Genomic DNA, 13219 nt, shown 5'->3' on the forward strand with positions numbered 1-13219 from the left:
GCCTCCCCCGCGATCCGGGCACCGAGATGCTGCTGGTCGACGGCGAACACCTGGCGGGTGTCGACCCCGGTGACCTCACCCACGCCGACCGGGAGTCGAACTAATATCCCGTCGTGGCGAAGACGTATGACTATCCCGACGATCTCCTGACCGCGCAGCGCGAGCTCCTGGCAGTGCGCGCCGACCTGGCCGCCCTGTTCAAGGCGTTGCCGTACAGCGTGGAGCCGATGGAGGCCTGGGCGAGGCCCGAGGGCTACTGGTTTGCTGCCTCCCCCGCGCACCCGGACTCTCCCGGTTGGACAGACTCCGAGCAGCAGCAGGTCGCCGAACTGCGGGCGAGGGAGCGGAAACTGGCCGCAAGGATCGTCGGGCATGACTTCTGGAGTGTGATCGCCGAACCGGAACGCGCGGACGCTCGCTCTCAGCTCAGGCACGTCCTCGCAGGCCGCGAGATGCCGGAGGTGCAGCTGCTGGAGAGTTCCGAGGCGGGAGTCCCCCGTTGACCAGAACCGCGTCTGTCTATGTCCGTGATCCGTGCTGATACGCGGCCTGAAGCGCCGCTATGGCCTGCTCGTAGGTGTCGGTGTGGGTGTCGATCGTCAGCCGCATACCGCTCCCGGCTGTCCCTTCGGAGTCGGCGCCGTCCTGCGGCAGCCGGAACGGGCCCAGACCCATGCGCCTGCGGCGGAAATCGTCCGCGGCATCGCGCATGTCCTGTGTGCCCTCCCACTCCTCCCGGTACTCCGCATCCGGCAGACGACGGAAACGCACCAGCTCCTCCGCTACGTCGGCCACCCGCTCCGGGTCCGCGACCGGCGCGCGCAGGGCCGTGACCACGGTGTACAGCAGCACGTCGAAGGAGTTGAGGCTGGTCAGGGCGTAGTACCAGCCCTGACGTTCCACCCAGTCGAGCCGGATGCCGCCGCGGCCGCCGGTGCGGCTGACGTCCCAGGCGAGCGTCATGTAGGTGGTCAGCCCGCGTTCGAGGCCGTGGTGGCTGGCTCGCACGGTGCCCGGCGGCACGCCACGGGCGGTGAGGGCGTCGTCGACGGCCTGGACGTAGGGCCAGTGCGGCATCCCCTGGGGTGCGCCGCGCAGTCCTGGCGGGTCAAGCAGCACTGATCTACCTCCAGCAGGAGCGGTTCGGGGCGGGGGTCATGAGGCGCGGCGGAAGACGGCGGCGGGGCCGATCACTTGGGGCCCGAACTTGTCGCGCACGCGGTCGATGGCGTCTTCCGCGGCGAGGCGGTCCTCGCGCGTGTCCTCGAGGGACAGCTGCCGGGCGACCCGCTCGGCGTCGACGAGGTCCTCGCCCTTCAGGGCGAGTCCGGTCAGCCGGCCGCGCTGCAGAGCGGCGGCGTCAATCAGCTGGTAGGCCGTCGCACGAAGGTCATCCTCGTGGCCGGAGGGCGCGCCCAGGCGGCGGGTCTTTTCCCAGCTGCTGTTGCCGGCGAACGTGAGGGTCAGGGTGAGGGCGCGGGCGGCCTGGCCGCGGTTGCGCAGCCGGGTCCCGAGCTCCACGACCAGCTGGAGGAGAGCGGCGCGGACGGCGGCGCCGTCCAGGGTGTGCTCATCGAAGCGGTAGCGCACGCTCGCGGTGATGGGCAGGGCGCGGGGGGCGACGGGGCGCGGGTCGATGCCGCGGGCCCGTTCTGCTGCCGTACGGCCGGCGCGGCCGCCCAGCAGGCGCTGCACCGTCGCGGGCGGGACGGCGGCGAGCAGGCCCACGCAGTGGATGCCGTAGTCCCGTAGCATCGCTGCCTGGCGGGGGCCGATGCCGTGCAGGGCGTCGACCGGCAGCGGCCCCAGCCACTGCGCGACCTGATCGGGGGCAATGGCCAGGACGCCGCCGGGCTGCGGAACCTGGGCGGAGGCGGTGGCCGCGACCGCGATCGACGGCCCGATCCCGATCCGGACGTCGACGCCGAGCCGGGACAGGGTGCGGATGCGCAGCACCTCACCCAGCCGGCTCGCGTCCACACCGTAGTACGGCAGCGCGCCCTTCAACTCCACCAGGGCCGCGGTGGGCGGCAGTGCCTGCACCACCGGCGACAGCTCGGACAGCTGCTCCAGGACCTGACGGTAGGACTCTTCCGGCAGCCGGTCCGGGCAGCGCACATGCATCACCGTCGACACACTCGGGCGCCTCTGGTCTGCGCTCATGACACACCCACCTCCTCTCCCTCACGTTATCGAACTACAATTCGAACACGCGAGGGGTGTAGTCCCTCGCGAGACTGGAACGGAACGTGCCGTGTTCGATGATCTGCCTCCTGACCTGGAGCGTCTCCTTACGCTCCGGGTTTGGCATGTCATGTGGCTGCAGCGGATCGACACCAAGATCGACGCCGTGCGTCGGCGGGAAGCCGAGCAGGAACACGGCCGCCGAGGCCGGCCGCCCGTCCCGGAATGGATCGTCGAACTCGGCATTGGCGCCGGCCGCCCGCCCGTCCAGGTCCACACCGGCGACTGCTACGCCGCGGGCAAACGGCGACGCCCCGTCGTCCGTGACGAAGCCCGCCGCCTGCTCGCCTCCGGACTACCCGCCTGCACCCACTGCCGCCCAGATCAGCACCTCGGCATCCTGGAGTAGACGCCGTTCTGCGCCGTCCAGGGCCAGGGTGCCACCGATGGACGCCTTGCGAGCAGTGCCCTGTGGGTCCGCTCGTCCAGATTCCCCATCTCAGACTACGAGTACGTCCAGCGGGTCAGGCGTCACCCGCCCAGTTCCCTGCTGCCCCTGATCGCGCAGGTGAGCTCGCTGCTGCCGAGGAAGGTCGACTGGCAGCAGGACTGGGTGAGGCTGAACCGACACCGCCGCGCCGGGGGGCTGTACCGGCCGCGGGCGTTCGCCGACGCCGCATGGGTGTCACTGCCCGCGGGAATGAGCATCGGCAGCGGCTGGCGGCACCGACGACCTGGAGGAGATCCCGGCCCTGCCTGTAGGTCGCCACGGAGAGGCGCGGGAGCTCTGTCCCTGGGGCACGGAACCCGCCACGCCCCCAGGCAGCGGGGCTTCAGCAGAGTCATGACGGGGCGCCCCGACGGTCCCCGGACATGCTACATAAGCGCGACACCGTCCCACGGTACTGGTGAAAGAACCGGCCGGGGAGAGGCGATGGCGAGGGACAGCTACCGGGACCTGCGGGTCCCCGAGGACACCGAGCGGCCAATGCGGGGGGATCTCGGGCGCCTGTTCTACGGGTTCGACGCGGTCGCGGACACCACCGGACCCGCCGGGACTAGCTCGCCGGCGCCGGCCACCTGACACCGTCGGGATCGGTTCGGCGGTCAGGATGTCTCTGCACTGCGTGCCGCCTGCGCGTTCGGGCCATTGTGGATCAGCGTGTGCAGCTCGATCGGGCTCATCGTCGGATCTCCTTGACGCTCGAGGTGCCGTTGAACTTCGCGACCCACGATCCGGGCGGTCCGTTCAGGCGGGCCGTTGCGGTGCCATCCGGGCTCGGCACCCAGCCAGCTATCGCCGCCCGGTGCGCGTCCTCCTGGTCCAGCGCACGGACGGTCGTGGTGATCGGAGCTGTGATCGTGACCGTGAACGTCTTGAGCGGCGGCGCCGTCCTGCGCCACTTACGGTACTGAGCAACGGCGTGCTGGTAGCGCACCAGCTCCCGCACGTAGTGCTCGATGCGTACGAACCCGCGGGCCGCGTCGTGGCCGGTGGTGTCGATGTCGCTGAACCGCACCCACTCTCGAGTACCGATCCCGCAGGGACCCGAACGCTCGTACAGGGTGTCCAGTGGGGCGCCTGCGGCCTTCGCCTTCGCACACCGGTCCTTGATGTACTCGGCGTGGGACCCGATCTCTACGGCCCAGGCGACCATGTGCAGATAGCCGTGATGCTCGGCGGGATTGGTGACGTGGTTGATGGCGCCGCCGTATGGCGGGCTGAACTTCGGCTCCTGCACAATCAGCTCTCCTTGATCGCGGTGTCGGGGGTGGTGGTCGGAATGTAGTGACGGCGTCCGTCGACCCGGCACTTCAAGAAGCCGGTCAGGTACGCGACGCGGTTCGGGTACAGCGGCTCGCCGTCTTCGTTTTGGCGAGTCATCAGCACAATGGACGCCCAGGTGGTCCATCAGCTGTGCCTCCTCATCAGCGGCTGCAGCCGTGGTGGAAGTAGCGGTCTTCGAGACGGTCACGGATCAGGGTTATGGCGGATCTCTCTCAAGGGCAGCCTCAGCGTGGGAGTTGTGGGCGGCCAGATGAAGGGAGTGTTGGTCTTCAAAGACCGTGCTTCTCGTGGTCGTAGGGCTCGTTCGGCCGGTGGCCCTCGCTGTGCACGACAGGTGTGGACCCGTCAGTCGCCGGGCGCTGCGCGGCCGGCGACCGGCTCTGGGTGCTGATCTCACGGGCGATCCAGAGGATGCAGGCGACGATGGCCAGCACGATGCAGAGGAACGCCAGGCTCTGCAATGGCGTCAGGGGGTCCATGGAGAAGGTCCTTTCGGAGAGTGGAGCGTGGGAGCCGCCGACTCGCAGGACTCGGCGAGGTGTGGCCGCAGGAGAGGTAGGCGATCTCGTACAGCGGACCCTGGCCCCAGTCCGGATCCCAGTTCTCGGGCGGCAGGGCGGGTTCGACGATGCATGTGACGATGTCGCCGGCTCACCCCTGCCCGGCTCGCTGGTCTCGTCGTAGGAGCAGAAAAGGGTCACCGGTCTGTTCCTTAAAGTTCAGCGCTTCCACGGATACGGCAGTTCCGACCCGCGCCCGGAGGATGAGCCGATTCCGGCTGCATGACAGCTAGCTTTCAGGCATGGACAAGAGCGACGAGCAGCTCCTCGACTTCGACAAAACAGAGATTGACTGGCGCCCTGAAAGGGCGGCCGCGGCACTTGCTGGCCCGTACGCGGACATCTATCGCAGCCACCTGGCGGTCGCCCGGTGGGCAGTCGGTTGTGCCCAGCACTACCAGGCGAACAACATGGCCTCCTCGTCCCCCGAGCACAGGGACGGGTTCGTGGAGGGATTTCTGTGGATGGCCGCCTTCTTGCGGCAGGGTGATCTGCTCCCTGACGGTGACCTGCTGCAGCAGGACAAGCCGGGACTTCCAGACCGGGACAGCACGCCCGATTCGTAGAGTTACGGGATGGACTCCCAGACCCAAGCCCCGGACCCGTACGCGATCCTGCACGGCTGGCTCGCCGGGTCGTACGTCCGGCCCGACGGCCAGCAGGTCATCGGGCGCGTCTGGGACGAGGACACCAAGTACCGCTACGGCCTCTACCTCGCCGGGATCGACGCCCCGCCCGGCTGGAAGCAGGCCTGGTTCACCTACATCGGCGACCGCGTCTGGCACTTCGAACCCCTGCACATCCAGGACTGGGCCTCGAGACTCACCGCCTTCGACGGCACCCCGCTCGCCGCCACCTCCCGCGGCCGCGCCGTCTCCGCCATCCGCTCGTACTATGCCCACTGCGAGAACGACCTCGGCGCCGCCCGCTGGAACCTGCCGCCCCGGCGCGCGCTCGCCGGGCCCACCCCGCCGGCACAGCGCGAGACCCTCACCCGCTTCCAGACCGACGCCCTGCGCGCCGCCGCCGACCTCTACCGCGGCCCCCACCCCGAACGCGCCCGCCTCGCCGCGTACATGGCGCTCGCAGGCCTGCGCCCGGGCCAGTGCATCGCGGCCGTCCTGCAGTACCTCCAGCGCGACAACCAGGCCTCTCCCGCCTGGAGACTGCCGGTGAAGAACAACAGCTCCTCCGCCGTGGGCCCGCTCACCCCCATCCCCCGGCCGTTGGTGTGGGCGCTCGACGAGTATCTGCCCGTGCGCACCCATAAAGCGCCGCACTCCAGCGCGGGCGAAGGCCCGCTGCTACTCTCACGCACCGGGCGGGGCCTGGACCACGTCACCTTCACCCGACTGTTGCGCGATGTCGCCGCCACTCACCCCGACCTCGAAGAACTCGCACCCGGTCTGCACCCTGACATCGTCGCCCACTCTCCCTCCCCGTTTGCCGACGAGAGCGACACGGCCGGCTAGGCCCACGGATGACGCTCTACCGGGCCACCCTTCAGTTCGAGGGGAACGGCCAATCCTCCCGAGCCGTCATCCGGCCGATGCTGCCGCTGTCGGGGGACTCTCCCTGCAACGCGCTCGATCCGAGTAGCGTCATAGGCAAACCAGGAGGAGGTCACCGTGACGGCGCAGCCCGAACTCCCCGGCGCCAGCCAGTCCAGTCCTCCCATGTGCAGCTCGCCGAGCTGCGTGAGGCCCTGTTGCTGTGACACGCGGAACGTACACGGAATACGAGTGGGCGAAGGCGCGGCGCTACGCGAATCCGGTGCGTCTGCGCTCGATCCGTACGCGGGCCGGCTCGATGGTGGAGGTCCCTGAGCTGGCCCCGGCGGTCGGGGATGTGAAGACGATGCCGCTGCCAGTGGGCAACTGTTGTTAGTCGGTGCTGCAACACGCCCACAGATGCGGCGATTCAGGCCTCTGTGCGGGCGACGCTAACGATCAGTGCCATGTCGTCGGCGTCTCGCCATTCGCCGATCACTCGCCACCCAGCAGCGCTCAGAAGCCGCTCAGCCTCGCGCCTGCCGTCCTCGGGGTCTCCGCCCTTGGCGGCGATCGTGGTGCGCTCGCTGAACGCAGCAGGCGAGTCATAGTCGGGCGACCATGCTCGCTCGTCCCCCGGGTGCTTGCCAGTCAGCTTGTCCTGCCATACCGACACATCCATGTGTGGTTGAGAGAGGTGACCGGTGCCGTAGGTCATCCAGGCACTGAAGTGTGGGCGGCTTGACCATTCGGCCTCACGCTCGTTCTCCAGGTCCCAACGCTTGAACAGCTCACCGAGCTGAGCGTAGATATGGCGGGCCTGCGCCTCGCCCAGGGTGAGTGTGCCGCCCCGGAGTCCGCCGTCTTCGGCGGGGGCAATCGGTGCGTAATACTCAATGCCTGCGCGGTACCGGGTGATGTCGCCGATGATCAGCTCATGGCGACCGTGCAACGACTGCTCCACTGGCAGCAGATGGTTGAGGTCGGCCTTGTAGTAGGGCAGAAGTTTGCGGACGTCGATGATGTCTCGTTCGGACATGAGATTCCCCTTTCCTTTTGAACCGGCGTCGTCGTAAACGACCGACAGGGCCTGCTCGCGGGTGAGCGGGAAGGTGTAGGAGAACACCCGGTCGCCCCCATGCAGCCAGGTCAGTGTGGTCCTGAAAATGTCGTAGTCGTGCTTGCTGAACCGGCTGGGCCAGTCGATGAACATGGGCTCGCTCGTGCCGGGCAAGCCGGAGCGAATTCCTGGGTCAGCCACGGGCCTTACATGAGTGTTCCGGTGAGGTCAGACGATGAGATCGCGCAGCAGGTGAGCCATTTCCACGACCACCCCGTTGTCGTCCCAGCCGCCGACCTCACCGGTGCCTTCCTGGAGCTGCACCTTCGACACCAGCTCGGACAGGCGGCCGTAGGGGTGCTTACGCAGGGCCTTGCTTGCCTCGTCGAAGAGCGCCGCCGCATGCTGGCGCACCGGGCCGGGTTCCAGCATCTGGCCGGCGGGTCCGTATTCGCCGGCCTGGTTCTCCGCCCCAATCACCTGCTGTACGGCTACGGTCTCCCAGCCACCGGGCACACACACCTGGTGCTGCATCTGGTAGATCGACCCGTTGATAATCGGGCGGCCGTCGGGCATCTCCTCCAGCAAGGTGCGCCGTTCGCCCAGCTTCACGGTCCGAGCCTTCGCGTTACGGGAAGTCGCCATAGGGTGTCCTACCTTTCAAGGGTGGTTGCTCTGGTCATTCGTAAGATCGGAGGGCCCGGGGGCTCTGGGTATGGCTGTCATGGGGAAGCCGTTGGCAAGGCTCAAAGGACTTGGCCGCCCGGAGCCCCGCGACGACTCGACCGCCAATTGGGAGACGCGACTCCGATCGCTGCTGTAGGACAACGTCGGCGAGGTCGTCTGCGGGATCGATGTGACGGCGAGCTGGCGGAGGGAACGTGCCCGAGATCTGGGCCGGGGTGGACATCGGCAAGGAACATCACCATTGCGTGGTGATCAACGCGGACGGTCAGCGGCTGCTGTCCCGCCGGGTCCTGAACGACGAGACCGAACTGCTTGAACTGATCAGCGATGTCCTGGCTATATCCAACGACGTCCTGTGGGCCGTCGACCTCAACCACGGCGGCGCCGCCCTGCTCATCGGTCTCCTCCTCAGCCACGGCCAGCCGATGGCCTACCTCACCGGCCTCGCGGTCCACCGCGCCTCGGCCACCTACAAGGGCGAGGGCAAGACCGACGCCAAGGACGCTTTCGTCATCGCCGACCAGGCCCGCGTCCGCCGCGATCTCGGCCTGCTGCGGCCCGGCGACGAAATCGCCGTCGACCTGCGCACACTGACCACCCGGCGCCTGGACGTGGTCTTCGACCGCACCCGGCAGATCAACCGTCTGCGGGCCCAACTGCTGGAGATCTTCCCGGCGTTGGAACGTTCGCTGGACCTGGCCAACAAGGGGCCGGTCATGCTGCTGACCGGCTACCAGACCCCGGCCGCGATCCGGCGCGCCGGCGCCAAGCGGATCGAGACCTGGCTGAAGAACCGCAAGGTCCGCGGCGCCGCCGCACTGGCGAAAACGGTCGTGGAAGCGGCCCAGGCCCAGCAGACCGCCCTGCCCGGAGAGAAGCTGGCTGCCGCCATGGTGGTCCGCCTCGCGAAGGGGGTGATGGCCCTCGATGAGGAGATCGCCGAACTCGACGCCCTGATTGAGGCCCGGTTTCGCGAGCATCCGCACGCCGAGGTGATCCGCAGCCTGCCCGGGATGGGACCGAAGCTCGGCGCCGAGTTCATCGCCGCGACTGGCGGTGACATGGACGCCTTCGGCAGCGCCGACCGCCTGGCCGGTTTCGCCGGCCTGGCTCCCAGACCCCGCGACTCCGGCCGCGTCAGCGGCAACCTGCGCAGACCCAGGCGCTATCACCGAGGGCTGCTGCGGACGATGTATCTGTCGGCCATGGCCAGCCTCAAGAGCTGTCCGGCCTCGAAGACGTACTACCAGCGGAAGAGAACCGAGGGGAAGGGACACAAGCAGGCCCTGCTCGCGCTCGCCCGCCGCAGGCTCAACGTCCTGTGGGCGATGATCCGTGACGGACAGTGCTACCAAGGTTCACCTCCCGTCACGCTCGCGGCTTGACATCACGATTGGGAAGTCCTTTCGAGTTCAGGCATGAAAAAGCGGCCCACCTCTGTAACCGCGCTCAGCGCGACACGGGGGCGGTATCCGGATGCGTGGAACCTTGCCGTTCTCACCGAAACCGTCGCACATGCACTTGCCTCGGAACATGCGGCCCGCCACCACTGGCCGTCGGGCTCACCGAGGAATACGCTGTCGTATCCCCCGGCCATTCCGTGCGCTTCTGGGTGGTCGATCCGCTACCCTGAGCCTCAGTCCGCATCGAGAATTCCTTTCAGCAACACACCGTTGAGACGCTTGATTCGGTTCGTCATGACGTGGACCGTGCCGCACGGCTCGCAAAAGTGCTCGCACTCCCACTCAGGTTCGTACGGGACAGGGTCCGGGTTCTCGGTTCGCAGCGTGTGCGTGGCCCAGCCTCCGCATTCGACGCACTTGGCCGCTTCCAGCCCCAGCACCCGGCGCGTGGCGTGCAGGAGGGAGATCCGAATGAGCGGACCGCCGCTGGTTGCCTGGCAGATCAGGTAGCCGGTCGCGTAGCCGACATCGCCGTACCCCAGCGAGATGTGTTCGGCGCCCAGTACTTGGAAGACGGCTCCGACGAATCGGAACAGGCTGCCCGGTTCGATACCGCACGCGGACGTCCAGCAGTCGATGACGTAGTAGGCCACCGCAGCGTCCTGAATGGCCCACGGGCCGACGCGGTAGGTGCCCTCGATACCCGGGCCGGCCACCAGGTTGGAGAGGTCACCCACGAGGCGACCAGCATCGTCGAACACCTGCACCGTGTAAGGGAATCGACGGCACTCGCGAACTGCGGCTGCGTCCTCGGTGTCGAATTCCCACCACGGGTACGCGTCGGGCTCGTCCGGGTGCTGAATGCGGACGCGGATTTCAGGCAGCGACCTGTGCACTCTGGTTTTCCTTCCAGTGCGTGTACAGCTCTGCCGCCTTCTCCGGCACGAGGTACGGGAACAGGTCGGCCCACTCGCGGAGTTTGTGTGCGTCCCAGTCGTCGACCGGGCCGACGAGGGCCTCGGGGTTCTGCGCCAGCTCCTCGATCGTGTCCCGGCTACCGCGCGCGTTCCACAGCGGCTGGTGGCCGAGCCGGGCCAACTGCTCGTCGTCGTTGTGCGTGTCGCACAGCTGCGTCTTCTCGCCGGTTGCCTTGTGGACCACCTTCACGGCCGCGGGATTCGGGAACGGGCGGGGGCAGCCCATGCACCACAGCATTCCGCCCGGTCCGAAGGCGCCGCGGTGGACCTCGACGGGGTCCGTGATGAACTCGAAGTCGTCCCGGATCGGGGTGACTTCGACGAGCGGAACCGTACGGCCGTAACTCGGGTGGTGCTCCAGCTCGATATACGCGGAGTGCGGCTTGACCGGCGTGCCCCGGTAGCTGCCCCCGTTGGCCTTGCGGAACTGCGCGATCGGACCGTAGTGGAACTCGGTCTGCCCATCGACCTCCAGGACCACGCGCACCAGGTCACCGACACCGAAGGGCCGGCGGTGCTTCGTGACGGCCGCGCGCCAATGCTCCTCGCTCTCAGCCGAGTAGCCGTTTCCAGGTCCCCGGTCATAGAAGGCGTCGCGCATGATCCCGGCGATGTTGTACGCGTGGGGGTTGCGTCCTTCCTTTTCGAGGGTCGCGATGATCACGTCGTGAACCGCGCGCTTGCTACCGTATCCGCTCATGAATTTCCCTCCTCAATACTTATGGCCTCTGAGCGCCCGGTGCGGGAATCGAACCCGCCGAATACCGCATAGGGGAGGACGGCATCCGCTGCTCGTTGACCAGGCCCGGCTGTTACTCGTCGATCTGAAAGCCCCAGACTTCGTCGATGAGGGAGCCGCCCTCGTCCTTGACGAACGTTTCGTATGCTTCCTGCAACGCACGCTCGTGGCCGTTGACCAGGAATGAGGCGGACCACGACTGGTCATCCTGCCCATCCACCAGGGCGGTGATGGTCTCTTCCGGGACGTCGTCGGGAAATTCGTCCGACGACTCGATGTGGAGATTTCCGCCGTGGTCCCAGCGGCCCATCAACAGAATCAAGGTCAGATCTCCCAACCCTCGAAAAGACCGTCGACTACGCCCAGGACCTGGAGATGCTTGGCGAGGTTCGATGCCTCGTCGGCCACGCGCTCCAGTTCCTCGCGGATACCGCGCGGGTTGTCTCCCTCGCGCTTGAGCTGCTTCCACGCTTCGAGCACGTTGCGCAGCTCGGCCGCCTTGCCCTTCAGGATGGTGCGGTTCTCCTCGGAGATGACACGGTCACCGGAGCAGCCGCGTACGGTCATGTGCGGGTGGTCGGTCTGCATCCCGGGCTTGGCGTGCCAGGCGTCCGGCATCCGGCCGCCTTCGCGGGCCGCCTCGTCGATCGCACCGAAGTGCTTCAGGAACAGGATCTCGGTCGCCGACAGTCTCGGGCCCTTTGCCTTGGCGCCCCGAAGCGTGGTCAGCATGCCACCAGAATGTTGTAGGCGGCGTTGGTGTCGTATCCCTCGGCACTCACGGGCGTGGTCCCTCTCATGAGGTGGGCTTCACTGCACGGAACTTGATCTGCCTCTTGACCCGGGGCTGGTGGGAGTGCGGCATGTCCGCCGGCACGTCGACACCGCAGGTCTTGCACGTGAACATGTGCTTCTCCCACGGCTGTTCGCAGTTGAAGCACGGGTCGTCGTCGTACTGCGGCGTGGGCAGCAGGACGATGCGCTGCGGGTTGCCCACCCCGTGCACGGTGGCGTAGTCGTGCGGGAACATCGCGGCGGCCTGGCGCACGTTGCCCTCGTCGATGAACTCCGGGTGTGTCAGCCCCCACTTGCGCAGCTCCCCGGCGATCTCGCGGGCCAGGGCGTGCGGCAGCTCGTAGCTGTCACGGACGTATCGCGTCAGCCCGGCCTCGCTGGGTGACTTCTCCCCGAGCTTCAGCCACTTCCCGCAGTTGCCGCACTGCTCGTCCTGGATGTAGCCGCGCTCACCGCCCGGCAGCTCGGTCAGCTCAGTGATGGGCTGCTGGCTGGTGATCACCTTCGGGAAGCTGTCCGAGTCGTACGAGCGTTCGTCGGAGAAGTCGACCCCGACCCGTTCGGCCGCCTTGCTGATGGCTGCCTCGTGGTCACTGCTGCGGGCGACCGTGATTCCGTTGGCCCGCATCCTGCCGACCGTGCACGAAGGGCACAGGTTGTCGACGCCGTACTGATATCCGACCACGCTCATGCTCCGACCTCCTGGAAGCGGTGACGGCCGGCGAACAGGTTGAAGTGGGTGGGCAGGTCGATCCACGTGTCCCGATAGGTGCGGGTGACGTGCTCGCGGACCTCGGTGTCGAGCGGTACGACGACGGAGCGGGACCACCAGGTGGGCAGGATGCGGCTGTTCTCCACGAAGCGGACCTCGGCGGTGGGGATGTCCCGCGCGTGCATCTCCTGGGCTGCGTCGCGCATCTCCTCGAACCGGAGCGACTGCACACCGAAGAGCTTCTTGCCTTCCACGTAGAGGTAGAAGCGGCCGGTCGCGTGGGTGACGGTGTGCCCGACGCCGATTTCGTAGACCTCGGTCCCGTACCGGCCGTTGGTGTCCTCGTGGAAGCGGCTGATCCAGCTGAGCGGGGTCGGCATGGAGTAGTCGTGACCGACCTGCGGATCGCGCATCTGCCCGTACCCGCTGTCCAGGATGGTGACCGGCATGAACTTGTCGGTGAGCCCCATGCTCATCATGCACTCGGATGCAACGCACTTGACGACGACGGTTTCTCCGGGTGTCACGTAGTACTTCTCGGGCCGCTTGTAGTGGTGGGTCATCGTTCCTCCTCGGAAAACGGATTTCGGCTGACAGTCGGCAGCCCGGGACGCGGCGTTTCTGCTGCGTCCCGGACTACCGTTAGCCCAGACGTCGATTGCTGTGCGAATGCCGTCGATGTGCACCACGAATGCCAGACGAATTGTGCGCCCCTTGAACTCGCGGACCTTCACGCGGTATTGGGGCGTGCCTTTACACATGCGTGCTCGCATGTGTCGCACGCAGTACTCGGCCACCGGATCGGTTTCACGGGAATTCCGGG

General features: G+C 67.3%; 19 protein-coding genes. 6 read left to right on the plus strand and 13 right to left on the minus strand.

Going from position 1 to position 13219, the window contains the following annotated elements; genetic code table 11:
* Positions 1-113 precede the first annotated feature (113 nt).
* Complete coding sequence (locus ABZ098_RS18615) at positions 114-503, plus strand: nucleic acid-binding protein (RefSeq protein ID WP_356592358.1); 390 nt, start codon at positions 114-116, stop codon at positions 501-503.
* A gap of 16 nt (positions 504-519) precedes the next feature.
* Here ABZ098_RS18615 and ABZ098_RS18620 read toward each other — a convergent pair whose 3' ends face one another.
* Both ABZ098_RS18620 and ABZ098_RS18625 read right to left on the minus strand, forming a co-directional pair.
* Complete coding sequence (locus ABZ098_RS18620) at positions 520-1119, minus strand: DUF6292 family protein (RefSeq protein WP_356592360.1); 600 nt, start codon at positions 1117-1119, stop codon at positions 520-522.
* Between the two features lie 36 nt (positions 1120-1155).
* Positions 1156-2163, minus strand: coding sequence for a hypothetical protein (locus tag ABZ098_RS18625; protein WP_356592362.1), 1008 nt, complete (start codon positions 2161-2163; stop codon positions 1156-1158).
* A gap of 151 nt (positions 2164-2314) precedes the next feature.
* Between ABZ098_RS18625 and ABZ098_RS18630 the strand changes: the two genes are divergently transcribed.
* Positions 2315-2593: a DUF6233 domain-containing protein gene (locus ABZ098_RS18630; RefSeq protein ID WP_356592364.1), complete on the plus strand. Its 279-nt coding sequence runs from the start codon at positions 2315-2317 to the stop codon at positions 2591-2593.
* 525 nt (positions 2594-3118) lie between these two features.
* Positions 3119-3268, plus strand: coding sequence for a hypothetical protein (locus ABZ098_RS18635; RefSeq protein WP_356592366.1), 150 nt, complete (start codon positions 3119-3121; stop codon positions 3266-3268).
* A 97-nt stretch (positions 3269-3365) separates the two neighbouring features.
* Here ABZ098_RS18635 and ABZ098_RS18640 read toward each other — a convergent pair whose 3' ends face one another.
* The 3 genes from ABZ098_RS18640 to ABZ098_RS18650 form a co-directional block, all read right to left on the minus strand.
* Complete coding sequence (locus ABZ098_RS18640; protein ID WP_356592368.1) at positions 3366-3926, minus strand: hypothetical protein; 561 nt, start codon at positions 3924-3926, stop codon at positions 3366-3368.
* 2 nt (positions 3927-3928) lie between these two features.
* Positions 3929-4069, minus strand: a complete 141-nt coding sequence (locus tag ABZ098_RS18645) for a hypothetical protein (protein WP_356592370.1) — start codon at positions 4067-4069, stop codon at positions 3929-3931.
* A 173-nt stretch (positions 4070-4242) separates the two neighbouring features.
* Complete coding sequence (locus tag ABZ098_RS18650) at positions 4243-4452, minus strand: hypothetical protein (RefSeq protein WP_356592372.1); 210 nt, start codon at positions 4450-4452, stop codon at positions 4243-4245.
* Positions 4453-4775: 323 nt separating this feature from the next.
* Here ABZ098_RS18650 and ABZ098_RS18655 point away from each other — a divergent pair, with 323 nt between their 5' ends.
* Both ABZ098_RS18655 and ABZ098_RS18660 read left to right on the plus strand, forming a co-directional pair.
* Positions 4776-5099, plus strand: coding sequence for a hypothetical protein (locus ABZ098_RS18655; RefSeq protein WP_356592374.1), 324 nt, complete (start codon positions 4776-4778; stop codon positions 5097-5099).
* 9 nt (positions 5100-5108) lie between these two features.
* Positions 5109-6005, plus strand: coding sequence for a hypothetical protein (locus tag ABZ098_RS18660; protein ID WP_356592376.1), 897 nt, complete (start codon positions 5109-5111; stop codon positions 6003-6005).
* 448 nt (positions 6006-6453) lie between these two features.
* Here ABZ098_RS18660 and ABZ098_RS18665 read toward each other — a convergent pair whose 3' ends face one another.
* Together ABZ098_RS18665 and ABZ098_RS18670 are read right to left on the minus strand one after the other, a co-directional pair.
* Positions 6454-7236 carry a hypothetical protein gene (locus tag ABZ098_RS18665; protein WP_356592378.1) on the minus strand — a complete coding sequence of 261 codons (783 nt, stop codon included), beginning with the start codon at positions 7234-7236 and terminating at the stop codon, positions 6454-6456.
* Positions 7237-7311: 75 nt separating this feature from the next.
* Positions 7312-7695 carry a hypothetical protein gene (locus ABZ098_RS18670; RefSeq protein ID WP_356592380.1) on the minus strand — a complete coding sequence of 128 codons (384 nt, stop codon included), beginning with the start codon at positions 7693-7695 and terminating at the stop codon, positions 7312-7314.
* A gap of 269 nt (positions 7696-7964) precedes the next feature.
* Between ABZ098_RS18670 and ABZ098_RS18675 the strand changes: the two genes are divergently transcribed.
* A complete protein-coding gene (locus ABZ098_RS18675; protein ID WP_356592382.1) occupies positions 7965-9155 on the plus strand; it encodes an IS110 family transposase in 1191 nt (396 codons plus the stop codon).
* 251 nt (positions 9156-9406) lie between these two features.
* Here ABZ098_RS18675 and ABZ098_RS18680 read toward each other — a convergent pair whose 3' ends face one another.
* From ABZ098_RS18680 to ABZ098_RS18705, 6 genes are all read right to left on the minus strand, one after another.
* Complete coding sequence (locus tag ABZ098_RS18680) at positions 9407-10069, minus strand: hypothetical protein (protein WP_356592384.1); 663 nt, start codon at positions 10067-10069, stop codon at positions 9407-9409.
* Positions 10050-10850 carry a hypothetical protein gene (locus ABZ098_RS18685; RefSeq protein ID WP_356592386.1) on the minus strand — a complete coding sequence of 267 codons (801 nt, stop codon included), beginning with the start codon at positions 10848-10850 and terminating at the stop codon, positions 10050-10052. The genes ABZ098_RS18680 and ABZ098_RS18685 overlap by 20 nt, the downstream gene beginning before the upstream one ends.
* A gap of 112 nt (positions 10851-10962) precedes the next feature.
* Positions 10963-11211, minus strand: a complete 249-nt coding sequence (locus tag ABZ098_RS18690; RefSeq protein ID WP_356592388.1) for a hypothetical protein — start codon at positions 11209-11211, stop codon at positions 10963-10965.
* Positions 11212-11213: 2 nt separating this feature from the next.
* Entirely contained in the window at positions 11214-11621 is a 408-nt protein-coding gene (locus ABZ098_RS18695; protein ID WP_356592390.1) for a hypothetical protein, read from the minus strand.
* Between the two features lie 64 nt (positions 11622-11685).
* Positions 11686-12375, minus strand: a complete 690-nt coding sequence (locus ABZ098_RS18700; protein ID WP_356592392.1) for a hypothetical protein — start codon at positions 12373-12375, stop codon at positions 11686-11688.
* The gene (locus tag ABZ098_RS18705; RefSeq protein ID WP_356592394.1) at positions 12372-12959 is read right to left on the minus strand and encodes a hypothetical protein; all 588 of its coding nucleotides are present in this window, start codon (positions 12957-12959) and stop codon (positions 12372-12374) included. Before ABZ098_RS18705 ends, ABZ098_RS18700 begins: the two co-directional genes overlap by 4 nt.
* Positions 12960-13219: the final 260 nt, after the last annotated feature.

The sequence above is a fragment of the Streptomyces sp. NPDC006335 genome (assembly GCF_040612795.1).
Classification (GTDB): Bacteria; Actinomycetota; Actinomycetes; order Streptomycetales; family Streptomycetaceae; genus Streptomyces.